Here is a 24235-nt window from a genome sequence, read left to right as displayed (position 1 = left end):
CGAGGCGAACCAAGCTTCACCCGTGACTCGAGAATATGGGCAAACCGGGGCGGGTCAATCGTGTTGTGACGGGGGCTGGGCGCGCGCCCTCAGTCGCCAGATCCCCGCTCCGACCCCATCAAGCGCGGCAGATCGCCGAACTTGCCGATCAGCCCGAAGACAATCGCGGCAAGCAGGACGAAGAGCACCGACACCACCCCGAGGATCGGCGTGTAGCCGTAGCGCAGGGCGTTGAAGATCTTGATCGGGATCGTCTCGACCGTGAAGCCCGCGACCATATAGGCGATGATGTATTCGTTGAGGCTGAGCACGAAGGCGAAGGCATAACCCGACACGATGAAAGGCAGCACGAGCGGGCCGATCACCGTGCGCAGCACCGTCCAGCGCCCTGCCCCCATCACCCGCGCGGCTTCCAGCAAAGCGCGGTCGATGCCTTTCAGCCCCAGCGAGATCGTCACCAGCGGCAGCGTCACGAGGAAGACGGCATGCGAGATGATCGTAGCCCAGATCTGACCGTACCCGCCGACCGTCATCCAGAACACCATGAAGCCCAGTGCGGAGATCACCGGCGGCAGCGTGAAGGGCGCAAGCCCCAGCCCGGTCAGGATCCGCGCGGCGATCCCGTTACGCTCCCACACGAAAAGCGCCAGCGGCAGGGCGATGGCCACCGACAGGGCCGAGGCACAGGCCGCGATCAGCAGCGAGTGTCCCAGCGGCACCAGCCATGCGCTGTCCTGGAACAGCTCGCCATACCAGCGCAGCGACGGCTCCACCGGCGGGAAGCGCAGCGTCTGCGGCCCGTTCAGCGACACGCCGGTCACGACGACCAGCGGCGCGAGCAGCAGAAGGAGGATCACGATCACATAGGCGCGTTTGAGCCAGCTTGTCATGATGCGCTCCTTTGCCGTCCGGCGAGCGAGGCGAGGCCCACGAGGGCCAGCGCCACCAGCATCAGGAAGATCGACATCGCCGCGGCGAAAGGCAGGTTCGTCTGGTAGATCGCCTGATCGGTGATGTGGACCGAGAGCGTCCAATCCTCGGAGCGCCCCAGAAGCTGCGGCAGAAGATACGAACCCAGCGTGAAGACGAAGACGAGGATGAAGGCGCCCACGATCGCTCCGCGCAGATTGGGCACGATCACCCCGAAGAAGGCGCGCGAGGCGGAGGCCCCCATGACGCGGGCGGCCTCGACGATCTCGGGATCGAGCCGGGAGACCGGCGGATAGAGCACGAGAACCGCGAAGGGAAAGCCGATATAGCAAAGCCCGGTGATGAGCGCGAAAAGCGACGGCGTATAGGCGCGCGGCGCGTCGATCAGCCCGAGCCAATAGAACAGGTTCGAAATCCCCGCCGTCTTCGACAGCAAAGTCGAGAGCGAGAAACCGATGATCACCTCTGAAAGCGACAGCACCGAGAGCAGCACCACAAGCGCAAGGGTCTGCGCCCGGTGGCTCATCGAGCCGAGGAACACGGTGAAGGGGAAGGCCAGCACGACGCAGATCGCCGCCGCAGCCAGCGACACGCCGATCGAGACGCCCATCACCTTGGCGAAGAAGGCGGTCATGAACCGGGCGTAATGCGTGAGTTCGAAGCCGGGGATGAAAGCCCCGGCCGGGTCGCGCTGCGAGACCGAGACCGCGACCATGATCCCGAAGGGCACGAGGAAGAAAACCGCCAGCATCAGCGCTGGCCACAAGCCGACCCAACCCGGGGTGGCGCGCATGTCGGTTCCGCTTCTCATGTCACCACCACGCGCTCGCCCGGGCGGAAGCTGAGGCTGACCCGGTTGCCGGGGCGATAGCTCGCCTGCGTCTCAGGCGAGAGTTGTGCAATGATCTCCTGGCCCTGCGCCTGCAGCAGCACATGGCGGCTCTCGCCGAGATCGCGCAGGAAGGTCACTTCCGCCTCGATCCCGCCAGCGCCCGTGGGCTCGATCGCGACATGTTCGGGGCGCACGGAGAGCTGCGCATCGCCGTGGTCGAGACCGATCCGGTCGCCCTCGGCAATCGGCAGCCGCGCGCCCAACACCTCGATCATGCCATCTCGCACCGTGCAGGGCAGAAGGTTCGTCGTGCCGATGAACCCCGCGACGAAGGCATTCGCGGGATTGCGATATATCTCCATCGGCGCCCCCGCCTGCTGGATCACGCCATCCTTCATCACGATGACCAGATCGGCCATGGTCAGGGCCTCTTTCTGGTCATGGGTGACGACAATCGTGGTGACGCCGAGGCTTTGCTGGATCTGGCGCAGTTCGATCTGCATATGCTCGCGAAGCCCTGCGTCGAGCGCCGAGAGCGGTTCGTCGAGCAGGAAGACTTTCGGGTCGATGGCAAGGCCGCGCGCAATTGCAACGCGCTGACGCTGACCGCCCGAAAGCTGGTCGACCCGGCGTGCGCCCATCGACGGCAGCCGCACCAGTTCGAGCAATTCTTCGGCCTTCGCATCGCGCTTGGCGCGATCCGCGCCCCGGATCGCGAGCGGATAGGTGATGTTCCCCGCCACGTCGAGATGCGGGAACAGCGCGAGCGACTGGAACACCATGCCCATGTCGCGCCGGTGGGTGGGGATGCGGGTCTGATCCTCGCCATCGACGACGACGCGACCACTGGTCGGGGTCTCAAGCCCGGCGACGACCCGCAGAAGCGTGGTCTTGCCGCAGCCGGACGGCCCCAGAAGGCAGACGAACTTCCCCGTCGGAATGTCGAGCGACACGTCATCGAGGGCGGTAAACGACCCGAATTTCTTGCTTAGCCGCTCGATGCGCAGATTGGTCATCGCTGTTTTGTTCCCTCAAAGCAGACAAGCGCCGTGGCGGCACGAAGACGCCACGGCGCAGGGTGTGGCCAACTCAGCCGGTGATCATTTCCGACCACTTCTGATTGATCCAGTCACCGCGATCCACATAGATGTCGTAGAGCGGCAGGATCGGCTTCTGGTCCGACGACACGGCGGCGAATTCCGCGTCGGTCAGATCGGTCATCGCGCGCGGCACGGTCGGCGCGGTGCCGACATTGCGCGACATCTTCGCCTGAATTTCCGGCTGCGCCATGTAGTCGATGAAGACCTGCGCCTGATCGAGCGCGCTCGACGCCTTCGACACCACCCAGGAGCCGGAATCGAGCACCGCGCCCTCTTCGGGGAAGGTCGAGCGGACGGGCTTGTCCTGCGACGCGGCCAGCGAGGTCACGTCGTGGTAATACTCGCCCATCGGGATTTCGCCGGTCTCCAGCGCCTGCTGGAACTGACCCTCGTCGCGATACCACAGGCGCACGTTCGGCTTCACCTCGGCGAGCTTCTCCATGACCTTGAGGATGCCGTCCTCGGTCTTGAGAATGTCGGTGCCGCCGAAATAGGTGGTCGCGGTGATCTCGAGCAGGAAGGAGTTGGTCGCAAGCGACATCAGCCCCAGCTTGTCCTTGTTCGCCGGGTCCCACAGCGCTTTCCACGAGGTCGGCGCATCGGCATAGGTGTCGGTGTTGGTCACGAGCGTGACATACCAGCTCACCGCGCCCGTTCCATAGACGCTGCCATCCTCATAGCGATGCACGAAGTGATCGGGCAGCGCTGAGATATTGCTCATCTTGTCCGCGTCGAGCTTGGCCCAGAGCTGCGAACGCTCGCCCTTGATACGCGGCAGCTGCGCCATCATCGAGACATCTGCCGGGGCCTGCCCCGCACGCGCGGCCTGCGAAAGCTGAACGAGCCATGCTTCGCCCGTCGGCTCGGCGATGCTTTCGACTTCGATGCCGGTGGCGGCGGTGAAGTCGGGGTAGATGAACTTGTCGAAGCTGTCCTTGAAGTAGCCGCCATAGGTGCCGACCTTCAGCGTCGAAGAGGCCGCGCGCAGCACGGTGGGGGCCGCCAGCGCGGCCGTTCCAAGCGCGGCACTTATTAGAAACTTACGTCTTTGCATCGGATATTCTCCCTGTTTTCCGGCTTTAATTGCGCCCTTGCGGCACGCCGGGCAGCGCGCAGAGCATTTCATAGAGGAAGTTCGCGGCGATCACCGCCGTGTTGCCCGCCATGTCATAGGGCGGAGACACCTCGACGAGATCGCAGCCCACCAGATTGAGCCCGGCAGTCCCGCGAATGATCTCGAGCCCCTGCATCGTCGTCAGCCCGCCGACCTCGACCGTGCCCGTGCCGGGCGCGAAGGCCGGATCGAGGCTGTCGATATCGTAAGACAGATAGACTGGAGCGTCACCGATCTGCGCACGGATATCCGCCATCAGCGGCGCGAGAGATTTGTGCCAGCACTCTTCGGCCTGAATACAGGTCCAGCCGCGCTCGCGGCCCCAGTCGAAATCGTCCGCGCCGTAGCCGGTGCCGCGCAACCCGATCTGGAAGACCTTGTCATTGATCAGGCAGCCTTCCTCCCAAGCGCGCCGGAACGGGCAGCCATGGGCGGCCGTTTCGCCGAACATCTCCTCATTCGTGTCGGAATGCGCATCGACATGGATGAGCGCGACCGGCCCGTGCTTTTCCTTGATCGCCCGCAGAATGGGCCAAGTGAGCGTGTGATCGCCGCCCAGCGTGAGCGGGGTCGCATCTTGGCCGAGGATCGAGCGGTAATGTTCCGCGATGATCTCGACCGACTTCTTCAGGTCGTAGAGATTGACCGGCACATCCCCGATATCGGCCACCTGAAGATGCTCGAAGGGCGCCGCCCCCGTCGCCATATTGTAAGGCCGGATCATGCGGCTCTCGTCACGGATCTGGCGCGGACCGAGCCGCGTGCCGGGACGGTTCGACGTGCCGATATCCATCGGAATACCCACGAAACACGCGTCCAGCCCCTCCGCCGTCGGCGCGCTGGGCAGTCGCATCATCGTCGCGGGCCCCCCGGTGCGCGGCATCGCATTTCCGCTGAGGGGTTGGTTGAATCGGTGTTCGGTCATCGCTGTCTCCGTGGTTCAGCGAACCATGCGGCGAGGGGATGGCCTGAAAAATATCGATGCGTCGAAATTCACTTCGATAGAAATCGAAGTATCGATCAGGGAGTGACGCTTATTTCAGCATCACTGGTGTAGACCGCCTCAAGCTCGAGGCGCATCGCCTGCGCAAGCGGCGAGGCCTCCGCGTCGGGACGCGTGATCGCCTCGAAGGGACAGCGGTAGAGAAAGCGCTCCGGCAGGATCGCGCGCAGGCGTCCCGCCTCGACCCAGCGGCGCGCGGAATGATCCGGCATGTAACCGATGAAGGAGCCCGACAGGATCATCACGAGCTGCTGCTCGAGCCCCTGCGCCATCGCGGTCGTATGGGGAAAATCGCGATTGTTCCAATGATCGTCCCGCCAGTAGCTGCGCCCGACCGCGCGCATCGAACTGACGAATTCCGGTGTCAGCGCGGCATCGGGAACGGACCAGAGCGGATGGCCCTGCGCGCAGTAGAGGAAGTTCTCCTCGTCATAGAGCTTTCGGTAATTGAGCCCCGCGACCTTATGCGGGAAAGACCCGATCGCGAGATGCAGCGAGCCTTCGAGCACCCGGGTCTGGAACTCCTGCGGAGAGCCTTGCGCAAGTTCGAACCGCACGGAATGCGCGCGCCGCTCAAGCGCCGAAATCGCCTCGGGCAGCCGGAAGTTCGGATCGGTGACGACGTGATCGACGAGACCAATCCGCAAGGTGCCCGAGAGCGTGCCGCGCAGGGCGGCGGTTTCGCTGACGAATTCCTCCGTCGCCGCGAGCAGTCTCACCACGGCGGCATGAACGGCTTCGCCTTTCTGGGTCAGCCGGAACCCTGCCCGGCCGCGCCGGCACAGGGTCACGCCGAGGCGATCCTCCAGAGCCGTGATCTGGGTCGAAATCGTCGACTGGCTCACATTGAGTTCCGCCTGCGCCGCGGCAAACCCGCGATGTCGCACGACGGCGTCGAAGACGCGCAGCAGCCGTAGATCCGTGCCCGCGAGTTGCATCAGCCGGTCTCACCGATCGGGCAGAAATCCCGCGCCTGGGTCGAGAGGACCGTCGGGTCGTAATGCGGCTTCAGAGTCGAGAGAAGCATGGTGGGTTCGCTGCCTGCCCGCGCGAGGATCTTGCCGTCCGGCTCCATGATCACCGACAGTCCGAAATATTCGAGATCGGCCTCGCTGCCACAGAGATTGGCATAGGCGATCGCCAGCCCATGATTGGCCGCCATAGCGGGCACGACATGTTCGGCCACATGCTCGAAAGGGCGCATTGCAGCGGTCGGCACGAGAATGAGTTCCACCCCTTGCGCACGCAGCGCCGCGATATGCGGTGCGAATTCGACATCGTAGCAGATCAGGATCGCGACCCGTTTCCCGCCCAGATCGAACAGCGTGTAGCGCGATCCTTGCACGAAACGGCCAGCCTCCGCGGGTCCGAAAAGCTGGATCTTGCGATGATTGCCCAACACCTCGCCCTCGGGTGAGACACAGATCGCGGAATTGCAGAGCCCCACTTCGGCGCGCTCCGGGTAGCCAACGCAGATCGCGCAGCCCGCATCCCGCGCGAGAGGCGCGATCTTCTCCGCCATTTCCCCGACGCTCAGCGCAAGCTCGTTGAGGTCGTCGCGCTCATAGCCGGTCAGGAACAGTTCGGGAAAGACGATCACCTCGGCCCCGCCCTGCCCCGCGGCGCGGGAGGCGCGCGCGATTTCCGCGAGCGCGGCGTCGCGATCTCCCGCGACCGTCCGGCCCTGCCAGAGCGCCACGCCTATCCCGTTTTGCGCTTCGTCAGTCATCGCTTCTCTATTCTCGTTATTTGGGTCCTGCGGGCCAGTGTTGCCGCTCCCGAAAACGGCCGCAAGTCCAGAGCGGAGTGACGGCACTTTCTCGAGACGCGCGCGACGACCGAGCGCGCGCCTGTCACATACCGAGATCACGCATCACGCGCTCCGCCGCCGCAAGCGCGCCTTCCATATAGCCGCCCATCTCGGGCGCGGTCTCCGAAGAGGCGAAATGAACCCGCCCGTCATGGAGCCCGCGCAGCACCGGCCGCAGGCCGTAATCGGGGTGGAACCTGAGCGGCTCGAGATCGGCCTCCGTCGCCGTTTCGGGCGCGACGGCCCAGTCTTCGAGCGCATAGGTCAGCGGCTTGGCACCATCAGAGCCAAAGATCCGGCCAAGCTGTTCAAGAGCTGCAGCTTTGACCACCTCCTCCTGCCCGATCCGCGCCCGCGCCGGCACGCCCAGAAAGCCGAACAGCGCCGCCGGCGTGCCGTCCGCCCCCGAGGCATCGTGGATTTCCGCCTGAGGCCCGCGCTGGCTCATAGCGTCGCCCGACAGCCCGGCCTCGCGCCAGAACGGACGCTCGTAGAGGGCAACGAATTTCGCGTGCCCCGCCATCCATGTCGGGATCGCGCGGAGCGCCTGCCTCTGCGCATCGCTCAGTTGCGGCGCAAAAGACATCTGCGCCGCAACGCGGGGCGGCACGGCCAGCACGACATGCTCGGCCTTGCAGGGTCGGCCATCCTCAAGCATGACCGAAGGCCCTGCCCCGATTTCGACGACAGGCGACCCGGGATGAAGCTGCGCGGCGGGAAGGTTAGACGCAAGCGCATTGGTCAGCGCGACCATGCCGCCTTCGAGACGCCACGACCCCGCCATGCTGGCAAAGCCCATATTGCGGTGAACCTCGCCGCTCGCATCTTCCAGCGACACCGCGCCGTGCGCGAACTGCTCGAACTTGCGCAGGTTCAGCGCCTCGGTGAGCGCGGCGATCCGGGGTTGGCCGGGCCAGAACCATGACGGCCCGAGATCGACGCTGCCCGTTGCGCTCTCGAGCGCCTTGATCCGACCGCCAAAGCGCGGCCGCGCCTCGAACAGCTCGAAAGAGACCCCGCGCGCGTGCAGATGACGGGCGAGCGCCAAGCCCGCGAGCCCGCCGCCCACGATCGCGACCCGCGTTTTCATGGAAGCCTCGTCATTTTGAGAGATCGTTTCCCGTCATTGATCCGGCGCTGCAACGAAGCGCAGATGCCCCGTCTTGATCCAGAACTCGGCGCCGCCCGGCCCTGCCTGAACCTGCAGCGGCTGCCCGTCAGGCAAGCGCAGCCACGATCCCTTGCGCAGGTCATCGCCGCCTTCGGACAGCGTCCCATCCAGCACGAGCAACTCCATCCCGCCCGGATCATCGAGGGCAAGGCTCGCATCCGGCGCGAGCCGGTAGAAGCGGACGATCTCACGCGCGTCGCGGTGAAGTTCAGCGCACTCGACGCCTTCGCCGGTCTGGGCCAGATCGGCCCGCATATCCTTGTGAAACTGATTGCGGTCGTCCGGGTCGAACTGCCAGAGCTTCACGAAGATCGTGCAGCCACCCTCCGATCCCGGCCGGTGCCGGGTCTGCGGCGGATTGCGCACATAAGTCCCCGCCGGATAATCGCCGCTCTCGTCCTGGAACACGCCTTCGAGCACGAGATATTCCTCGCCGCCGCCATGCGTATGCGCCGAGAAACTGTGCCCCGGGGCGAAGCGCACGATGCTCGTCGCCCGCGCCACCTCGTCGCCGATCCGGTCGAGCATCCGCCGCTCGACACCCGCCGACGGCGAGCCGTGCCAGTCGAGCGTGTCGGAATGAACGAGCACACGCTCCGAGAATTCCGCGTTGATTTCCATCTGGCCTCCGAAATATCTGGCCGCTTATCTTGCGACTGCGTGCGGAACGGCGCAACGGTCGAGCGGCAATAGTTGGGAGCTATTCTCGAAGCGCGGAATTTCAAATGCGATCGGGTTTCGTGTCAGTTCGACGGCCGGTCAGTGGCAGTGCCGTTAGATCACCATGCTCCCGACGTTTTCGCGCTTCGCGGCGCGCGAGGTCTCTGGCGCGGCGCTTGCCATCGACTGGTAGGCCATCAGCTCGACCGTGTCGCGAATGGCCACGAAATGCCCCTCCCCGACTTCGCGCAGCGCGATGCGCTCGGGGTCTGTGGCGCGCGGCAGCAGAAGCTTCGGCGTTTTCAGGTCGGCTGCGCGCTCGCGCTGGAGCGGTCTGCGCTGCGGGTCCGGATGCGGCACCGCCGACAGCAGTCGTCGGGTATAGGGATGTAGCGGGTTCTTCAGAACGGTGTCGGTCGGCCCCGTTTCGACGACCTGCCCCGCCCACATCACGGCGATGCGGTGGCTGACGCGTTCGACGACCGCAATGTCATGGGAGATGAAGAGGAAGGAGACGCCCTCCTCCCGCTGCAGCTTGGCGATCAGATCGGTGATCTGGCGCGCGACCGATACGTCGAGGGCCGAAACCGCCTCATCCGCGACGATGATCGCCGGTTTGACCGAGAGCGCGCGGCAGATGCAAAGCCGCTGACGCTGGCCGCCGGAGAACTGGTGCGGGTAGCGGTCCATTGCTGCGGCTTCCAGCCCGACCCGCTCCAGCAGCTCGCCCGCCATCGCCCGCCGTTCGGTGCGCGTCATCGGGTTGCGGATATGGGCAGGCTCGGTGATCAGATCATAGACCGGGAGCCGCGGGTTGAGGCTGGCATAGGGGTCCTGAAAGACCATCTGCATCTTTCCGCGCAGCGGGCGCAGTTCCTGCGCCGTCAGGCCGGTCAGGGTCTGCCCGCTCAGCCGAACCCGCCCGCCAGAGGCTGCCTCGAGCCCGAGCAGCGTCCGCGCCAGAGTGGATTTGCCGCAGCCGGATTCCCCCACCAGCCCGAGCGTTTCACCGCGCCCGAGGGTCAGCGAGACCTCGTTGACCGCGTGATAATCGAGCGCAGGCCGTCCCGGAGCGGCACGGCGCACCGGGAAACGCACAGAGAGCCGATCGACTTCGAGGAGCGGCGCATCGGCATTGAGCGGCCGTTTCGGAGCCCCCGCGCCAAGCATCGGCGTCGCCGCCATCAGGTTGCGCGTATATTCGGCCTGCGGAGCGGCAAAGATCTGCCCGACCGGACCGGTTTCGACCTGTTCGCCGCGACACAGCACGACGACGCGGTCGGCGATCTCGGCCACCACCCCCATGTCATGGGTTATGAACAGCACGGCCATTCCGCTTTCGTCCTGCAGCTCTTTGATCAGTGACAGGATTTCCGCCTGCGTCGTCACGTCGAGTGCGGTCGTCGGTTCATCGGCGATCAGCAGATCGGGCTGGCAGGCCAGCGCCATCGCGATCATGACGCGCTGACGCAGACCGCCCGACAGTTCGTGCGGATATTGCACCAACCGCCGCTCGGGTTCGGGGATATTGACCCGCTCGAACGCGGCGCGGGCCGCCGCCAGCGCCGCCTTGCGGTCCAGCCCCTGATGCAGGCGCAGGACTTCTGCCACCTGTTCGCCAAGCGGCATCACCGGGTTGAGCGCCGTCATCGGCTCCTGAAAGATCATCGAGATCCGGTTGCCGCGCACCTGCTGCATCTCGCGTTCCTCGAGCGCGGTGATCTCGACCGGCGTGTCGCCGTCGAGATCGATGCGTCCGCCGGTCAGGCGCCCCCCCTCGCGTTCGATCAGGCGCATCAGCGCCAGCGCGGTGGCGGATTTGCCCGAGCCGGACTCCCCCACCAGCGCGACGGTCTCGCCGCGTGCGATGTCGAAGCTGAGCCCCGACAGCGCGGTGTGGGAGCCGAAAGCGAGGCTCAGGTTCTGGACTGACAGAAGCGGTGCGCGGCTCATGGATCAACTCGCGGCTGCGGCAGCGCGGCGGACGCGTGCCTCGGGGTGGTCGGCGAAGGACGGCAGCGGGGGCGTCCAGCGGCGATGGCGGGGGGTGGTCTCAAAGGAGAACGGATCGTCGCCCACGACCTCCCAGCGGAAGCTGTCGCCCAGTTCGATCATCCCCATCGCCCCGGCGGGCTCGCCCTCGGTGGTGAAGCTCTCGGTCAGCGATTGCTGGGTCAGATGGGTGATGCCGTCGACCGTGGTGACGGTGTTCCAATGCACGTGACCGGCGAGGCAGACGACCGGCACCTTCGCGCGAGACAGAGCGGCACGGGCGCGCTCGGCCATCGGATAGGTCGAACTGGCCGGGTTGTTCTCGAAATAGTAGTTGCCCAGCTGCGAATGCCCGGAGATTGGCACATGGCTGACCACGAGCGTCGGGCGATCGCTCGCCTGCATCGTGCGCGAGAGCCAGACCACATCGGGCTCGGTCAGCACGAAGCCGGAATAGTCGGGCATCCGGCGGATACGCGTATCGGCGCGCCACAGGACGATGCGCCAGCCGCCGATATCGACGACCCCGTGATCGAGCGTCTGGCCGAGAATCCCTTCGTTATCCGAGACCTCCAAATGATCGCGATCATGGTTGCCGTTGAGATGCAGGATCGGGGCCTCGACGGCGCGGAACGCCTCGGCCACCTCGGCTTCCAGCCGCAGGTCGGTGTCGCGGTTCTCATCCGAAATCCGGTCCCCGAGATCGAGCACCAGATCGGCGCCGCCGTCGCGAACGTAACGGGCGAAGTCTTCCATCAGGGGCAGCGCCATGTCGCCGCGCTTCGCGGTCGAGGGTTTGCCATGGTGGATATCAGTGACGATGGCGATACGGGTGGACATGCTGAAACTTTCCAAAGAGTTGGGGGAAGGTGCCCGCCGCCGCGCACAAGCGGCGACGGGCGGGGAGCGTTAGTTGGAGGCGAAGGAGATCGCGCCCGCGCGGAAATCGAGCACATAGGGGATGTGGCCGGGCTTCGGCGCCCAGGCGATATCCTTACGCATCGCCCAGCTCTCATAGGGGCGATAGAGCGGCAGCACCGGCGGGTCCTGCTTGATGCGATCCATCAGCTCGGCATAGGCGGCGCGACGATCCGCGACATCCTTGGAGAAGCGGAACTTGTCCCAGGTCTTGCGATAGGCTTCGTCGGTGGTGAAACGGCCTTCCGATTCCGAGGCCGCATCCGGGGCCCACATGACGCCGAACGAGCCGAAGGGGTCCGCGAAATACATCGGGTTCGACCAGTTGCGGGTCATCATGTCCTTGCTGTTGCCGGTCCATTTCTCGGCCACATTCACCTTGCCCTTGATGCCGACCTGCGCCCACATCTCGACGATGGCCTGCGCGGCCAGAAGGCCGTTGGTGTAATAGACCGGGTCGGTGTCATAGGTGATCTCGAACCCGTCATAGCCAGCTTCCTTCAGCAGTTCGCGGGCCTTCTCGGGGTTGTATTCGAAGGTCTTCAGTTCCGGCATGTAGAGATCGCCGTATTCCTTCATCGTGTGGGTCGAGGGGACGACGGCCTTGCCCAGCCACAGCGCCTCGTTCAGCGCGTCGCGGTCGATCGCGAGGCTGAGCGCCTGACGGATGCGCGGGTCACGCAGCTTGGGATGGTTGGTGTTCATGATCATGACGTGGAACAGCGGCGTGACGCTGCCCGCGGCCTTGATGCTCGGGTCGGCTTCGATCAGCGACAGCTGGTCGGGCGCGACATTGGTGATCATGTCGACTTCGCCGGTCTTGAGCGCGGTGATCCGCGAGGCGGTTTCCGGGATATGGATCACGGAGACCTTTTCCAGCGGCGCCTTGTCGCCCCAGAAATTGTCGAAGCGGGTATAGACTACGCGCTCGCCGGGGCTGAACTCGCTGATCGCATAGGGGCCGGTGCCGACCGGAGCCATCGAGAAGGCTTCGTAATCGCTGTCCTCGGCCACGTTCGGATCGCCGGTCAGGCCCTTGGTGTAGTCTTCGGGGATGATCATGACCTGCTGCAGGTTCACGAGCGTTTCCCAAAGCGGCTCTTCGCGCTTCACCGTGATGCGGACGGTATAATCGTCGACCTTCTCGGCTTTCTCGAAGTTGTTCAGACGGTCCTTCGAGCGCACCATGTAGGGCGGGAAGGTGGCCTGATACATGCGGTTGAGCGAGAAGACCACGTCATCGGCGGTCATCGCTTCGCCGTTCTGGAAGGTCACGCCCTGACGGAGCTTGAACTCCATGACCTTGGGCGAAACGAGTTTCCATTCGGTCGCCAGACCGGGGCGCCATTCGCCGCCGATCTTCTCGTGATCCTTGTCGATCAGCGTGTCGAAGGTGTTGTAGTAGAACTGCGAGCCGACATTCGAGTGGTCGCGGCCGGGATCGAGATATTTGGCGACGTTGGCAGCGCCGACTTTCAATTCGCGGGCCTGAGCCCCCGTGACGCCAGCGGCAGCGATGCCGGCGGCAAGAGCGGTGGAAACGAGCAGTCTGAGCATTGGTATCTCCATTGCAGGGTTTGACGACGGGCGCTTGCGGCCTTCTGTTCTTGTTGCGGGGTGTCAGCGTGCGCGCAGGCGCACGTCGACGCTGTCGCGTAACCAGTCGCCGACCACCTGGACGGCGAAGGTCAGCAACACGATCAGCGCGGCGGGGACGATGACGATCCAGGGGGCGGTCGGCATGTAGTCGCGACCGATGCCGACCATCGAGCCAAGCGTCGCGGTGGGCGGCTGCACGCCGAGGCCGAGGAAGGACAGCGTGCTTTCAAGGAGCACGATATTCGACAGCGACAGCGTGAACTGGACCACCAGCGGCGAGACGATATTGGGCAGCAGGTGGGTGAAGGCGATGCGCCGCGGACTGGCGCCTGCGGCACGGGCGGCCTCGATGAAGGGCAGATGCATCAGGCGGCGCACGTCGCCGCGCACGATCCGGGCATATTGCTCCCAGCCGGCGAGGCCGAGGACGATGACCATCACCTGAAGCGAGCTGCCGAAGATCGCGAGCGTGAACAGCGCGATCAGCGTGAAGGGCACCGCGATCTGGGTGTCGACCGCCGACATGATCGCGGCATCGGTGCGTCCGCCGACCACGCCTGCCAGCAGACCGAGCAGCCCGCCGACGAGAAGCCCCAACAGCGCACCGAGGATCGCCAGCATCAGCGTCAGGCGCAGTCCGTGCAGGCTGCGTGACAGGACATCGCGGCCCAGCTCGTCCGTGCCCAGCGGATAGGCGACCTTCGCCCGGTCGAAGCCGATCGGCGGGCGCAACCGCGAGAGCAGGCTCTGTGCATTGGGATCATGCGGCGCGATCAGCGGGCCGAGAAAGGCCATGAGCAAGAGGGCCAGCCCGACCGCGAAGGCGACTTTCTGGATCACGTTGGTGCCGGTCCAAAGGCGGTGTAGGGCCGAAGGCGCGGGAGTGTTGAGGGCCATGGTCATCGGATCACCCTTTGAGTTGATGGCGCAGGCGCGGATCGGCCCAGGCATAGGCAAGGTCGATAGCGGCGTTGATGAGGATGACGGCGATGGCGACGGTGATGACCCCGAACTGGAGCACCGGGTAGTCGCGCCGGATCGCCGAGGAGACGAGCAGGTCGCCGATGCCGGGCCAGGCGAAGATCGATTCCACCACCACCGAGCCGGAGGCCGCGAGCCCCGCAATCTGAAGACCGATCACCGAGAGGAGTGTGATCGAAGCGTTGCGCAAGCCGTGGCGCAGGATCACCGCGCGCTCTGGCAGGCCCTTGGCGCGGGCGGTGCGCATGAAGTCCTGCCCCAGCACATCGAGCATGGCGTTGCGGGTGAAGCGCGTGAGCGCGGCGATCAGCACGCCCGACATCGCCAGCGTCGGCATGATGAAATGCAGCGGCGTTCCATTGCCCACCACCGGCAGCCAGTTCAGCCAGTAGGCGAAGACCAAGACCATCACCACGGCGAGGATGAAGTTCGGCACCGCATAGCCGAGGAAGGCCACGACCATCGCCGCGCTGCCCAGCCAGTGCTTGCGCCAGATCGCGGCGATCATGCCCAGCGGGAGCGACACGACGAGCGTGAGCCCGATCGCCGACAAGAGCAGCTGCGCCGAGGGCCACAACCGCTCCGCCACGATCTGGATGACCGGTCGGCGCTCGATGAAGGACAGGCCGAAATTCCCGTCGAGGAAAGCGCGCAGGAAAGCGAAGTATTGATCCCAGAGCGACCGGTCGAGCTCGTAATAGCGGATCAGGATCTCGCGGTCCTCTTGGGTCATGCCCTCGCCCGCGAGGAAATCGATGGCGTTCCCCGACAGGCGTGTGGCGAAGAACACCAGGGTGACGATGACGAAGAAGGTCAGCGCCATCCGGACCAGGGTGCGCAGGGTGTAGCTCAGCATGTCACGATCTCCTGGGCGAGGGTCACGCCGCCCGGCCGGGCGAGCAGGACGAACTCGACCCCGGCGGCGGCGGCGGCGCGGCCATCCGTTTCGGGCGTGTCGCCAAGAAAGACTGCCGCGCCCGGCGCGACCCCGGCGCGGGACAGCGCGGCATGGACCAGATCAGGGGCGGGCTTGGCGAGGCTCGATGCGGTGGCGGCGGGCACTGCGGCGCGTGCCGCGGCCCAGAGTGCGCCGGTCTCGGGTCGGGGCGTGCCGTCAGGGCCGGGATGGAACGTGTCGGGATTGCTCAGCAGCACGGGCAGGCCCCGCGCGGCCATCGCGGTGAGTTCCGTCAGGTCGGCGAAGCTGAAACCGGTGTCGCGCGCCAGAAGCACCAGCTCGGGCTGCACCCGGTCGGGCACCAGCCCCAGCTTGCGCGCCAGCGTGACAAGCGGCGGCGCGGCGAAAAGTGCGACGCGGGCTCCGGGGCGACGGCGCTGCAGATTGCGAAGCGTTTCCTCGCCCGCCAGCACCATGCGCTCTGCGGCCACCGCGAGCCCCATCATGCCGAGCCGGGCCGAGAGGTGCTCGGCGGTGTCGGTGGAATTGTTCGAGACGACCCAAAGCCGCTCGCCGCAGCGCTCGATCAACTCGGGCACGCCGGGCAGCACGCGGTCCCCAGCGATCAGACAGCCATCGAGATCGGCCAGAACCGCAGCACGTTCGGGGAGCGGCCCTGACAGGAACTCGGACAATCCGACAGGCTGGGTCATGGGCAAATCCTCTCCGTTCGGGGCCTCGGCCCCGTTCGCGCGATGCGCGTCTGTTCATGCGGTGATGGGGCGTCGCCCCGGACTGCTCACGGTTTGACGAGTTTCTGTGACGTGGATGTTACATCTGCAAGCTAAGCCGTCAGATGATGAAAGCTTCGGTTGGATCTTTGGCGAGCGCCCTGTCGCTTTCCCGCCTGCGCTCGGTGACTGCGGTCGCCGAGGAGGGCTCTTTTTCGGCCGCTGCGCGCCGGTTGGGGGTGTCGCATTCCGCAGTCGCGCAGCAGATTCGCGATCTCGAGAGCGCCTTCGGCGTGCGGCTGTTCGACAAGCTCAACGGAACCCTTTGCGCGACGCCGCTGTGCGAGCAGCTTTGCGACATCGGCGCCCGGATGCGCGAGGCCGAACATGACGCGCTGCGTATCCTCGAACGCCGGGGCCCGACCGGCAGGCGCAGGTTGCGCGTCGGTCTGGGCAATTCGATGCCGGGCATCGCGATCGTCCACCAGTTGCTGCGCCAGCACCCCTCGCTGACGGTCTCGGTGGAAAGCGGCTCGCATCAGGACATTCTCGCGGCCCTGCTGCGGCGCGAGGTCGATGTCGCGGTGCTGCCCGATCTACCGAACGATCGGCGGTTCCGCACCGCGCGCGTGCTATCGCAGGAGGTGGTGGGGATCGTCTCCGCCGACAGCCCGACCGGTTTGCGCGACGAGGTCAGTTTGGAAGAACTGGCGCGGCTGCCGCTGATCTTCCGCTCGCAGGGCTCCTCGACCCAGAAGGTCGTCGATCGCGCCTTCCGTGCGACCAGCCTGACCCCCGAGCCCCAGTTGATCGCCGACACCCGCGACGCCGTCTATGAGGCGGTGGCCTTGGGGATCGGCGTCGGCTTCATGTGGCGCTTTGGCACTTACCGAACCGATACGGTGCGCAGGCTTTTGATCCGCGACATCCGGTCAACGGTGGACGAGGTCGTGTTCGCCCTGAAGGACGAACGAAACGAGTTGATCGAGCTGTTCTTCAACGCCGCCAGCCAGATCGATCCGGCCGGGGCCGCAGACCCGGGCATCATCTGAGACTAGGCGCGCCGACGCGAAAGCGACGTGGCCTAGACCGCCGCCGCGACGCTCTCGGGAAACAGATCGCCGGTTCCGAGGCTCTGCACGCTGCCATCGTCCTCGCGCATCAGGAACAGGGCGTCGAGGCAACGCTTCCTCGCAACCTCCACCCCCTTGTCCAGGCCAAGCACCATGAGCGCGGTGGCCCAGCCGTCGGCCTCGGCGCAACTGCGCGCGACGACCGTCACGGAGGCAGGCGATGCCAGCAAGGGCGCGCCGCGCGAACGATCCATCGTGTGCGAGAGCCTGCGCGCGCCGAGGTCGATCCAGTGCCGATAATCGCCGGAGGTCGCGACGGACGCATTCTCGAGCGCGAGGATCGAATGCGGCGTGCGGCGCAGCGGATCCGGGCTCTCGACCGCGATCGTCCACGGGCTTCCATCGGGCCGGAGCCCCGAGGCCCGCATTTCGCCGTCGATCCCGACAAGACCGGCCTCGATCCCCTGCGCGGCCAGCGTCTCGGCAAGGCGATCCACGCCGTAGCCTTTCGCGATCCCGTTCAGGTCCAGTACCACGGGGCCGCTTTTGCGCACCCGGTCATGGTCAAGCTCGAGCCATTGATATGCGGGCTGCCGCGGCACGCTCATCGCGGCGCGGATCGCCTCGGGTGTCGCATCGTCGGGACCGAAGCCCCACGCCGTGACCGCATCTCCGAGCCCGATATCGAACGCGCCGCCCGAGGCTTTGCCGATCTCGAGCCCGAGGCGGAGCACTTCAGCCAAACGCCCGGGCACCTTCACCCATTCGCCTTCCGCAGCCGCGTTGAGCCGCATCAGGTCGCTGTCGGGTTTCCACGTGGACATCTGCGCATCGACTTCCGCAACCGCTGCCTGCAGCGCGGCTTGGATCGGCGCAGGGTCACGCTCGGGCGGTGCGAAGAACAGGGCGGTCCAGCGGGTGCCCATGGTCGCGCCGTGCAAAGCGTGGCGCAGAAGATCAGAAGATGTCTTCGACATAACGGCCCTCCGTTTTCAGTTTGGTCGCACTCAGGCCCGAAGCCGCGAGAATGTCGTGCAGGGCATCGGCGACGCCCGCCGCCATGTCCCGCCCTCCGCACACCATGATCCGCGCGCCGCTCTGCACCAGCCGGACCAGTTCGGGGGCATCGGCGCGCATCGCATCCTGAACATAGCGCGGTCGCTGGCCGCGCGAGACCGAGGTCACGATCCGCGACAGACGGCCTTCGTCCTTCCACCCGCCGATCTCCTGCGCATAGAGGAAATCGCTTTGCGGATCGCGCATCCCGAAGAAGAGGTGGATCGGGCGCCGTTGCTCGTTTTCGCGCACGAAGCCCACGAGAGGGCCGATCCCCGTGCCCGCGCCGATCAGGATCAGCGGCGCGCGCGAGCGGTCGGGCCGGAAGGCGGGATTGCGCCGGACGAAGGCGCGGACGCTCTCGCCCGGCTCGAGCGCCGTCAACTGCCCCGAACACAACCCGCCGGGATGTTTCTTGACGACGATCTCCAGAAACCCGTCGCGGCGTGACGACGCGAGCGAATAGAGGCGCGGCGTCGGCGCCCCTTCGGGCAGGATCCCGATCAGATCTCCTGCGGCAAACCGCGTGAAGCCCGCCCCCGTCAGCCGCTGCCAGAAAGTGGCACGCGGCAGGGAAAAGCGCAGGATCGACGTCGGAGCCTGCACATCGGCCCCATAATCGCGCCGCGACTGGAGCGTGAGTTCGGTCGTGGCAGGGGGCGTCGGTTGGTGGTGCAGATCGAGCTCGATCCCGAGCGCCGCACCCAGCGCCTGCCCCCAGCGCGCGAAGGCCTGCGGCGACTGCCGGTCGATCGTGTCATAGGGCAGAAGAACCGGCCAACCCTTCGCCTCCACGGTGTCGGCAATCGTCTGGGCGTAGGCGCAATAGGCAGGGAAGCTCCGGTCCCCGAAACCGAGCACGGCAATCGGGATATCCAGCGCATCGGAGCAGGCGTCGAGTTTCGTCAGGAAGCCTTTCGCGGAACCGGGCTCCGCCCCGTCGCCATAGGTGGCCGCGAGCACGATGATCCGATCGGCCCGGGCGTAGCGCTCGGGCGCGAAGGAGGACATCGGCGCGATGTGAACACTCTGGCCCGCTGCACGGAGCGCTGCATGCAGGGTCGCGGCGAACCCCCAGGTGCTGCCGTTTTCGCTGCCGACGAGGAGGATCGTCTCCGCGCGCGCGGCTGGCTGGTTGGCCCGGATACGCGGGCGTCCGCGACGCCCGGCCAGCCAAATCGTCAGGCCGGTGAGCCCCATCACCGGCACGCCCAGCGCCATGAGACCCAGCACCGCGCCAAGCAGCGCAGCGCCCTGCCCCGTATGCAGCATGTAGATGGTTTCCGAGATGCGTTGCCATGCGGTCAGGTCCGCCCAGGCGAGCACCGCGCCGGTCCCCTGATCGAGATAGCCGGTGCCGCGATCGGTCTTCAGCGTGAAAACATCGGTGGCATCGCCGTCATAGGGGAAGCTCAGGCTCCGCAGTTCCGTGACCGGCGTGTCGCCCAGCATCGCAAGACCGGCAAGCGGCACGTCTGTTTGGCCGCTCACCTCCGCAGGAACGCCGAGCGAGGGCCCACCATCGGGGATCAGCTCGAAGGTCGAGGCCGTCATCCACAAAGACGTGGCGGAGGAGAGAAGCAGGCCGATCACCGCGACGCGCGCGATCTCGACGTGGAGCCGGCCGGCGAGCGGCCCGCGCAAACGCGAGAACCAGTTCCGCCAGCCGCCGACACGCCGCGCCACGAGCAGGACGCCGGAGACCGAGAGCACCAGCATTGCGACGGAGCCCAGCGCACTTGCAACGCGGCCGGGATCGCCGAGGAAGAGGGAGCGGTGAAGGTTGGTCAGCCAACGCTGAAACGCATTCGGATCAGCCGATGCAACGCCACGCCCCGTGGTGGGATCGATCACCGCCGCGCCGGGCTGTCCGGCTTCGAACCAGTAGGCTGTGATCCGCCCCGAGGGGGCGCGCCGGATCTGTTCGAGCCCCGGATAGATCGTCTGGATGCGCTCGGCGAGGGTCGCAACGCTGAGCTCCGCCCCTGCCTGCGGTGCCGCGATCCGCTCCGCAACCGGAAAGACCGCGAGCACCGCGCCGCTGAGCGCCAGCACCGTGACAAGCGCCAGGGCGATCAGCCCCGGCCAGCGATGAAACGCGCGGATCATGGCCTGTCACCTCACATGTCGTAGGTGAAATCGGCGACGTAGCGACGCCCCGGAACCGGCGTGCCCGCGCCCTCGGTCGTCAGCGGCACGGCGATCTCGTTCGGGCTGTCGCGCATGTCCTCGACCGCGGCGTCGATATGCAGCGTGTAGCCCGCATCGAAGAGCGCATCCGCAAGATCGAGCGTGATCTCGAGCGTCCGGCCTGCGCCTACGCTTGCGCCGGTGATACCGTTGATCTGCGCCGGGTCGCCGCCGGTCGCGCGATACCAGTCGTTGAGATGCTCGTAATATTTGGACTTGCCGCCCGCCATCCAGAGGCTGCCCGCATAGGCGCCCGACGGATCGGTGACATAGAGCGCGAGATAAGCGCCGTCGCCACCGTAGTTGTTCAGCGTGGTCTTGAGCGTAACGGGCTGCGCGGATGCGAGCGCGGGAATGGTCAGCGCCGTGCTCAGCGCCAATGTTGCGAGAAGAGACTTCATTTCGGGACTCCTTGTTTTGGGGAGGAATGCGGCGGCGGCTCAGTTCACCTGAACCTTGGGCGGAGCACCGTCACCGAAGAGGCCGTTTTTCGGCGGGGCGACCGTGCCGGCGGGGGCCGGGTTGCGCGCCGATGCGCCGTAGTCGTCATCATCGTCGTCCTCGTCATCGTCGTCATAGTCCGACGTGATGAGGCGCTGCGTCGCCGGATCGAGCTTGGCTTCGATTTTCCGCCCGTCGCGGTCGCGGCCTTCGATCTCGTATCGGCCGTCTTCCATCTCGATTTCGTGGACAGTCCAGCCGTTCTCGCGCGCGATCTGCATCACCGCGTCGCGGGACATTCCTTCGCCGCGCGAAGACTTTTCATAGTCGTCGTCGGCCAGAGCCATCCCCGCAGGCAGCAGGGCGATGAGGGGAAGTGCGGTCAGGATCTTTCGCATGGCAGGGTCTCCTTTTTCATCTGCTACCGACAATCTGGGCAGCGGACCTGAGCGCTTCCTGACGGGCGGAGAGTTTCCGCTTCAGCTTCGCGTCAGGAAAAAGGCCCCGCCTTTTGAAGGCGGGGCCAGGTGAGGCCGCGGGACAAACGGCCTTGGCGATGTGAAAGGGAACGGTCAGGCGATATCGCCGGGTTCAGGCCCACGCTTGTCGCCGGTCAGCATCGACCGCGCGAGGTTTTCGCGATGCCGGAAGGAGGCCAGAACCACACCGGCGACATGAAGCGCCACGAGCAGCAGGACCAGATTGGCGAGAACCTCGTGCAGGTCTTCCAGCGCCTCGCTGCCTTCGCCTTCTCCGCCTTCGCCATATTCACCGTATTCGCCATCCTCGTCCGCGAAGGCCGGGGTCACGATCTGCGACAGCGCGGGAAGCATCGCCACGCGGGTGGGTTCCGCCATGAGCCAGCCAGTAAAGGCGGTGCCCGACAGCGAGATCAGCAGCGCCACGATCATCAACGCCCCCGCAGGGTTGTGACCGAGATAGCGACGCTCTTTGCCGCGCAGCATGTCGCCAAGATAGGACAGCGTCTGCCCCGGCCCTCTGAGGAACTGGGTGAACCGGGCATAGCGCCCGCCCACAAGCCCCCAGACCAGCCGGAACGCGACCAGCCCGGCGACGGTGTAGCCTGCGATCTCATGCACCGGCTGCAACTCGTCGGCCGTGAACCAAGCCGTGGCGAAAGCCGCGACGAGGCCCCAGTGGAAAATCCGCACCAGTGGATCCCAGACCCGCACCTTGCCTCCGGAGCTACCGCCGGAATTCGTCGTGTCGTGAAATGCTGCGTCAGTCATGTTTGTCTCCTTCACGATCTTCGCGGGACCGACCATGTTCATCGCCCTCATATTCGACCTCGAGAATCCCGAGCGTCGAAGGATGAACCGTCACTTCGAGTTGGCGGCCCTGCGCGTCAGTGCCGTCGATCTCGTAGCAGCCGTCATCGATCTTGATGCGGCGCACCGTCCAGCCGTTCTCTTCGGCGAGTTGGGCCACGGCATCGCGCGGCTGCCAATCCGCCATCGGCACGAAACAGTCGTCATCGGCCAGAGCCATTCCAGCCGGAAGCACCGCGAGAAACGCGAGAATTGTCACTGTCTTCTTCATGGGCCAAACTCCTGTTCGCGGCCAACTCTGCACCTTTCATGGGCGATCAATCTGACGGGAACCTGAAGCCGCATCGCGCGCAGCGTCAGCTTGGTGTCAGCCGGGCAGGTAAAGACAGGGCAACGGATAAGAGATGGGACCAACATGCGCATCCTGCTGATCGAGGACGACACTATTCTGGGCACCGCGGTGCGCGACCAGATCGCGAGCGACGGCCACTCGGTGGACTGGGTCACGCGTCTCGACGAGGCGGGCGCGTCGGTCCGCAGCACCGGCTATGATCTTGTCCTGCTCGATCTCATGCTCCCGGATGGCCGCGGCATCGGCTTTCTGAAGTCGCTGCGCAGCCGGGGCGATGTGACCCCCGTGATCATCATGACCGCGCTCGATCAGGTCTCGGACCGGATCGAGGGGCTGAACGCGGGCGCCGACGACTATCTCGTGAAGCCCTTCGATCTCGCGGAACTCTCCGCGCGCATCGGGTCGGTCGCGCGGCGCTACAGCGGCAATCCGAACCCCATCGTGAGCCATGCCGGACTCGAGATCGACCTCGCCGCGCGCAGCATCCTGCGCGACGGCAAGCCCGTGCAACTGACCGCACGCGAATGGGCCCTGTTCGAGGCGTTCCTCTCGCGCCCCGGCCAATTGCTGTCCAAAGCCCAGCTCGAAGAGAAGCTCTACGCCTTCGATGCGGAGGTGGAGAGCAACACGATCGAGGTCCATGTCAGCCGCCTGCGCAAGAAACTCGGCGCCCATGTGATCGAGACCGAACGCGGCCTCGGCTACAGGCTGGGCAAGGCATGAGATTGCCGCGAAGCCTTCAGGCCCGTCTGGGGCTTTCGCTCGGGGTCGTTCTGGCGCTGATGTGGATCGCGGCGGCAACCGTCACCGCGCTGATCGTGCGCAAGGAGATGAGCGAGGTCTTCGACTCCACGCTTCAGGAAACGGCGCAGAGGATCCTTCCCCTCGCGGTCATGGATATCGTGAACCGCGACGGCAACAACACGACACAGCGTCTTGCAAGGCTGCGCAACCACGAGGAATTCTTCACCTATATCGTGCGGGACGCGGAGGGGCACATTCTTCTTCAGTCCCATGCGGCCGATCCGTCCGTCTTCCCCGCCTATGACGGACGGGGGTTCAGCCAGACGGCCACCCACCGGCTCTATAGCGATGCCGCCCTTCAGGACACGATCCGGATCACCGTCGCGGAACCGCTCGCGCATCGTGCGAAGGTCGCGCGAGAGGTGGAGCTTGGCCTTGGCCTGCCGCTGCTGATCGTGATCCCGCTCGCCTTCGCAGCGGTCGTGCTGGCGGTGCGGACCAATCTCGGCCCGCTGCGGCGATTCCGGACCAGTCTCGAGGCGCGCAACGCCCGCGATCTGACCCCCATTCCGACCGACGATCTGCAGACCGAAATTTCTCCGGTCGCCGCCACGCTCAACAATCTTCTGGGGCGGTTGCGCGAAGGGTTCGAGGCCGAGCGAAGCTTCGCCTCCAACGCCGCGCATGAGTTGCGCACGCCCCTTGCGGGCGCCATCGCCCAGACACAGCGGCTGAGCGCGGAAACCACCGACCCTGTCGCGAAGACACGCGCCGCCGATATCGAGGCGACGCTGAAAAGGCTCACGCGGCTCTCGGAACGACTGCTGCAACTCGCCCGCGCAGAAGGCGGACCTTTGCGGCTGGAGCGCAGCTCGGACCTGCGCGTCGCCGCCCGCTTGATCGTCGAAGACCTCGCGCGCGGCTTCGATCCCGGGCGTATCGCTCTGGAGCTGCCCGAGACGCCTGTCATCTCGGATCTCGATCCCGACGCTTTCGGAATCCTGTGCCGAAACTTGATCGAGAACGCGCTGAAGCATGGGGCGCAGGACGAACCGGTTGTGGTGCGCCTGACTGCGAAAGGCGTTTTCAGCGTGACGAATGCCGGGCCGGTCATTCCGCAGGAGACGCTCGCGCGCCTGACCGCGCGGTTCGAGCGCGCCGGCAGCACGAATGACGGCAGCGGATTGGGCCTCGCCATCGTCGCCGTCATCGCGGAGCGGATCGGAAGCCCGCTCTCGCTGACATCGCCGCCGAGCGGTCGCGACTCTGGCCTTGAGGTCCGCCTGCAGCTGCCGCTGAGTGCGGCGACGTCGTGACGAGCCACGCGCCGAAGCCCGTCTTGTTCAGCGTC

Annotated in this window: 24 protein-coding genes; 3 read left to right on the top strand and 21 right to left on the bottom strand. The window is 65.8% G+C overall.

The features are described from left to right. Nucleotides 1-89 precede the first annotated feature (89 nt). The 15 genes from AC2TZ7_RS07295 to AC2TZ7_RS07225 form a co-directional block, all read right to left on the bottom strand. On the bottom strand, nucleotides 90-890 hold the full coding sequence (locus AC2TZ7_RS07295; protein WP_489866421.1) for an ABC transporter permease: 801 nt from the start codon (nucleotides 888-890) through the stop codon (nucleotides 90-92). Further along, on the bottom strand, nucleotides 887-1741 hold the full coding sequence (locus AC2TZ7_RS07290) for an ABC transporter permease (protein ID WP_098410180.1): 855 nt from the start codon (nucleotides 1739-1741) through the stop codon (nucleotides 887-889). The genes AC2TZ7_RS07295 and AC2TZ7_RS07290 overlap by 4 nt, the downstream gene beginning before the upstream one ends. Next, on the bottom strand, nucleotides 1738-2778 hold the full coding sequence (locus AC2TZ7_RS07285; protein WP_489866420.1) for an ABC transporter ATP-binding protein: 1041 nt from the start codon (nucleotides 2776-2778) through the stop codon (nucleotides 1738-1740). Before AC2TZ7_RS07285 ends, AC2TZ7_RS07290 begins: the two co-directional genes overlap by 4 nt. Nucleotides 2779-2851: 73 nt before the next feature. Next, complete coding sequence (locus tag AC2TZ7_RS07280) at nucleotides 2852-3916, bottom strand: ABC transporter substrate-binding protein (RefSeq protein ID WP_489866419.1); 1065 nt, start codon at nucleotides 3914-3916, stop codon at nucleotides 2852-2854. Nucleotides 3917-3941: 25 nt separating this feature from the next. After that, the gene (gene speB, locus AC2TZ7_RS07275) at nucleotides 3942-4901 is read right to left on the bottom strand and encodes an agmatinase (protein WP_098410177.1); all 960 of its coding nucleotides are present in this window, start codon (nucleotides 4899-4901) and stop codon (nucleotides 3942-3944) included. 95 nt (nucleotides 4902-4996) lie between these two features. Next, nucleotides 4997-5917: a LysR family transcriptional regulator gene (locus AC2TZ7_RS07270; protein ID WP_489866418.1), complete on the bottom strand. Its 921-nt coding sequence runs from the start codon at nucleotides 5915-5917 to the stop codon at nucleotides 4997-4999. Next, on the bottom strand, nucleotides 5917-6708 hold the full coding sequence (locus tag AC2TZ7_RS07265) for a nitrilase-related carbon-nitrogen hydrolase (RefSeq protein WP_489866417.1): 792 nt from the start codon (nucleotides 6706-6708) through the stop codon (nucleotides 5917-5919). The genes AC2TZ7_RS07270 and AC2TZ7_RS07265 overlap by 1 nt, the downstream gene beginning before the upstream one ends. Nucleotides 6709-6832: 124 nt before the next feature. Beyond that, complete coding sequence (locus AC2TZ7_RS07260; protein ID WP_489866416.1) at nucleotides 6833-7879, bottom strand: flavin monoamine oxidase family protein; 1047 nt, start codon at nucleotides 7877-7879, stop codon at nucleotides 6833-6835. A gap of 33 nt (nucleotides 7880-7912) precedes the next feature. Beyond that, nucleotides 7913-8581 (bottom strand): cupin domain-containing protein, encoded by a 669-nt coding sequence (locus tag AC2TZ7_RS07255; protein WP_489866415.1) that lies wholly within the window; start codon nucleotides 8579-8581, stop codon nucleotides 7913-7915. Between the two features lie 153 nt (nucleotides 8582-8734). Further along, a complete protein-coding gene (locus tag AC2TZ7_RS07250; protein WP_489866414.1) occupies nucleotides 8735-10573 on the bottom strand; it encodes an ABC transporter ATP-binding protein in 1839 nt (612 codons plus the stop codon). Between the two features lie 3 nt (nucleotides 10574-10576). Beyond that, nucleotides 10577-11452, bottom strand: coding sequence for a metallophosphoesterase family protein (locus AC2TZ7_RS07245; RefSeq protein ID WP_083078686.1), 876 nt, complete (start codon nucleotides 11450-11452; stop codon nucleotides 10577-10579). A 69-nt stretch (nucleotides 11453-11521) separates the two neighbouring features. Next, nucleotides 11522-13087, bottom strand: a complete 1566-nt coding sequence (locus tag AC2TZ7_RS07240; RefSeq protein WP_489866413.1) for an ABC transporter substrate-binding protein — start codon at nucleotides 13085-13087, stop codon at nucleotides 11522-11524. 63 nt (nucleotides 13088-13150) lie between these two features. Further along, nucleotides 13151-14032, bottom strand: a complete 882-nt coding sequence (locus AC2TZ7_RS07235; RefSeq protein WP_083078680.1) for an ABC transporter permease — start codon at nucleotides 14030-14032, stop codon at nucleotides 13151-13153. Between the two features lie 4 nt (nucleotides 14033-14036). Continuing rightward, complete coding sequence (locus AC2TZ7_RS07230) at nucleotides 14037-14966, bottom strand: ABC transporter permease (RefSeq protein ID WP_078539987.1); 930 nt, start codon at nucleotides 14964-14966, stop codon at nucleotides 14037-14039. Further along, nucleotides 14960-15721 carry an HAD-IIA family hydrolase gene (locus tag AC2TZ7_RS07225; RefSeq protein WP_489866412.1) on the bottom strand — a complete coding sequence of 254 codons (762 nt, stop codon included), beginning with the start codon at nucleotides 15719-15721 and terminating at the stop codon, nucleotides 14960-14962. Before AC2TZ7_RS07225 ends, AC2TZ7_RS07230 begins: the two co-directional genes overlap by 7 nt. A gap of 143 nt (nucleotides 15722-15864) precedes the next feature. On the opposite strand from AC2TZ7_RS07225, the gene AC2TZ7_RS07220 reads away from it, so the two are divergent. Further along, nucleotides 15865-16791, top strand: coding sequence for a LysR family transcriptional regulator (locus tag AC2TZ7_RS07220; RefSeq protein WP_489866411.1), 927 nt, complete (start codon nucleotides 15865-15867; stop codon nucleotides 16789-16791). A gap of 32 nt (nucleotides 16792-16823) precedes the next feature. On the opposite strand, the gene AC2TZ7_RS07215 is transcribed toward AC2TZ7_RS07220, so the two are convergent. The 6 genes from AC2TZ7_RS07215 to AC2TZ7_RS07190 all read right to left on the bottom strand — a co-directional run bounded on the left by AC2TZ7_RS07215 (nucleotide 16824) and on the right by AC2TZ7_RS07190 (nucleotide 22059). Next, nucleotides 16824-17789, bottom strand: a complete 966-nt coding sequence (locus tag AC2TZ7_RS07215; protein WP_489866410.1) for an FAD:protein FMN transferase — start codon at nucleotides 17787-17789, stop codon at nucleotides 16824-16826. Continuing rightward, a complete protein-coding gene (locus AC2TZ7_RS07210) occupies nucleotides 17770-19977 on the bottom strand; it encodes a PepSY domain-containing protein (protein WP_489866409.1) in 2208 nt (735 codons plus the stop codon). Before AC2TZ7_RS07210 ends, AC2TZ7_RS07215 begins: the two co-directional genes overlap by 20 nt. A gap of 11 nt (nucleotides 19978-19988) precedes the next feature. Next, nucleotides 19989-20459 carry a DUF2271 domain-containing protein gene (locus AC2TZ7_RS07205; protein WP_078569698.1) on the bottom strand — a complete coding sequence of 157 codons (471 nt, stop codon included), beginning with the start codon at nucleotides 20457-20459 and terminating at the stop codon, nucleotides 19989-19991. 39 nt (nucleotides 20460-20498) lie between these two features. Then, nucleotides 20499-20897, bottom strand: a complete 399-nt coding sequence (locus AC2TZ7_RS07200) for a PepSY domain-containing protein (protein ID WP_083078669.1) — start codon at nucleotides 20895-20897, stop codon at nucleotides 20499-20501. A gap of 174 nt (nucleotides 20898-21071) precedes the next feature. Then, complete coding sequence (locus AC2TZ7_RS07195; protein ID WP_489866408.1) at nucleotides 21072-21749, bottom strand: cytochrome b/b6 domain-containing protein; 678 nt, start codon at nucleotides 21747-21749, stop codon at nucleotides 21072-21074. Further along, complete coding sequence (locus AC2TZ7_RS07190; RefSeq protein ID WP_489866407.1) at nucleotides 21742-22059, bottom strand: PepSY domain-containing protein; 318 nt, start codon at nucleotides 22057-22059, stop codon at nucleotides 21742-21744. Before AC2TZ7_RS07190 ends, AC2TZ7_RS07195 begins: the two co-directional genes overlap by 8 nt. A 144-nt stretch (nucleotides 22060-22203) precedes the next feature. On the opposite strand from AC2TZ7_RS07190, the gene AC2TZ7_RS07185 reads away from it, so the two are divergent. Both AC2TZ7_RS07185 and AC2TZ7_RS07180 read left to right on the top strand, forming a co-directional pair. Continuing rightward, complete coding sequence (locus AC2TZ7_RS07185) at nucleotides 22204-22863, top strand: response regulator transcription factor (RefSeq protein WP_078519957.1); 660 nt, start codon at nucleotides 22204-22206, stop codon at nucleotides 22861-22863. Further along, nucleotides 22860-24200: an ATP-binding protein gene (locus tag AC2TZ7_RS07180; RefSeq protein ID WP_489866406.1), complete on the top strand. Its 1341-nt coding sequence runs from the start codon at nucleotides 22860-22862 to the stop codon at nucleotides 24198-24200. Before AC2TZ7_RS07185 ends, AC2TZ7_RS07180 begins: the two co-directional genes overlap by 4 nt. The last annotated feature ends 35 nt before the right edge of the window (nucleotides 24201-24235 follow it).

The sequence above is a fragment of the Thioclava sp. ISO4 genome, from assembly GCF_058105145.1.
Note: the sequence above shows the minus strand (reverse complement) of the source record. Positions and strands in the feature narration are given on the sequence as shown.

Bases quoted from the DNA above. Each gene is read 5' to 3' on its own strand.
- AC2TZ7_RS07265 (WP_489866417.1), bottom strand. From the start codon at position 6,708: ATGACTGACGAAGCGCAAAACGGGATAGGCGTGGCGCTCTGGCAGGGC.
- AC2TZ7_RS07205 (WP_078569698.1), bottom strand. From the start codon at position 20,459: ATGAAGTCTCTTCTCGCAACATTGGCGCTGAGCACGGCGCTGACCATT.
- AC2TZ7_RS07200 (WP_083078669.1), bottom strand. From the start codon at position 20,897: ATGCGAAAGATCCTGACCGCACTTCCCCTCATCGCCCTGCTGCCTGCG.
- AC2TZ7_RS07210 (WP_489866409.1), bottom strand. From the start codon at position 19,977: ATGATCCGCGCGTTTCATCGCTGGCCGGGGCTGATCGCCCTGGCGCTT.
- AC2TZ7_RS07270 (WP_489866418.1), bottom strand. From the start codon at position 5,917: ATGCAACTCGCGGGCACGGATCTACGGCTGCTGCGCGTCTTCGACGCC.
- AC2TZ7_RS07220 (WP_489866411.1), top strand. From the start codon at position 15,865: ATGATGAAAGCTTCGGTTGGATCTTTGGCGAGCGCCCTGTCGCTTTCC.
- AC2TZ7_RS07180 (WP_489866406.1), top strand. From the start codon at position 22,860: ATGAGATTGCCGCGAAGCCTTCAGGCCCGTCTGGGGCTTTCGCTCGGG.
- AC2TZ7_RS07245 (WP_083078686.1), bottom strand. From the start codon at position 11,452: ATGTCCACCCGTATCGCCATCGTCACTGATATCCACCATGGCAAACCC.
- AC2TZ7_RS07285 (WP_489866420.1), bottom strand. From the start codon at position 2,778: ATGACCAATCTGCGCATCGAGCGGCTAAGCAAGAAATTCGGGTCGTTT.
- AC2TZ7_RS07260 (WP_489866416.1), bottom strand. From the start codon at position 7,879: ATGAAAACGCGGGTCGCGATCGTGGGCGGCGGGCTCGCGGGCTTGGCG.
- AC2TZ7_RS07225 (WP_489866412.1), bottom strand. From the start codon at position 15,721: ATGACCCAGCCTGTCGGATTGTCCGAGTTCCTGTCAGGGCCGCTCCCC.
- AC2TZ7_RS07255 (WP_489866415.1), bottom strand. From the start codon at position 8,581: ATGGAAATCAACGCGGAATTCTCGGAGCGTGTGCTCGTTCATTCCGAC.
- AC2TZ7_RS07185 (WP_078519957.1), top strand. From the start codon at position 22,204: ATGCGCATCCTGCTGATCGAGGACGACACTATTCTGGGCACCGCGGTG.
- AC2TZ7_RS07240 (WP_489866413.1), bottom strand. From the start codon at position 13,087: ATGCTCAGACTGCTCGTTTCCACCGCTCTTGCCGCCGGCATCGCTGCC.
- AC2TZ7_RS07280 (WP_489866419.1), bottom strand. From the start codon at position 3,916: ATGCAAAGACGTAAGTTTCTAATAAGTGCCGCGCTTGGAACGGCCGCG.
- speB (WP_098410177.1), bottom strand. From the start codon at position 4,901: ATGACCGAACACCGATTCAACCAACCCCTCAGCGGAAATGCGATGCCG.
- AC2TZ7_RS07250 (WP_489866414.1), bottom strand. From the start codon at position 10,573: ATGAGCCGCGCACCGCTTCTGTCAGTCCAGAACCTGAGCCTCGCTTTC.
- AC2TZ7_RS07190 (WP_489866407.1), bottom strand. From the start codon at position 22,059: ATGAAGAAGACAGTGACAATTCTCGCGTTTCTCGCGGTGCTTCCGGCT.
- AC2TZ7_RS07215 (WP_489866410.1), bottom strand. From the start codon at position 17,789: ATGTCGAAGACATCTTCTGATCTTCTGCGCCACGCTTTGCACGGCGCG.
- AC2TZ7_RS07235 (WP_083078680.1), bottom strand. From the start codon at position 14,032: ATGACCATGGCCCTCAACACTCCCGCGCCTTCGGCCCTACACCGCCTT.
- AC2TZ7_RS07295 (WP_489866421.1), bottom strand. From the start codon at position 890: ATGACAAGCTGGCTCAAACGCGCCTATGTGATCGTGATCCTCCTTCTG.
- AC2TZ7_RS07230 (WP_078539987.1), bottom strand. From the start codon at position 14,966: ATGCTGAGCTACACCCTGCGCACCCTGGTCCGGATGGCGCTGACCTTC.
- AC2TZ7_RS07195 (WP_489866408.1), bottom strand. From the start codon at position 21,749: ATGACTGACGCAGCATTTCACGACACGACGAATTCCGGCGGTAGCTCC.
- AC2TZ7_RS07290 (WP_098410180.1), bottom strand. From the start codon at position 1,741: ATGAGAAGCGGAACCGACATGCGCGCCACCCCGGGTTGGGTCGGCTTG.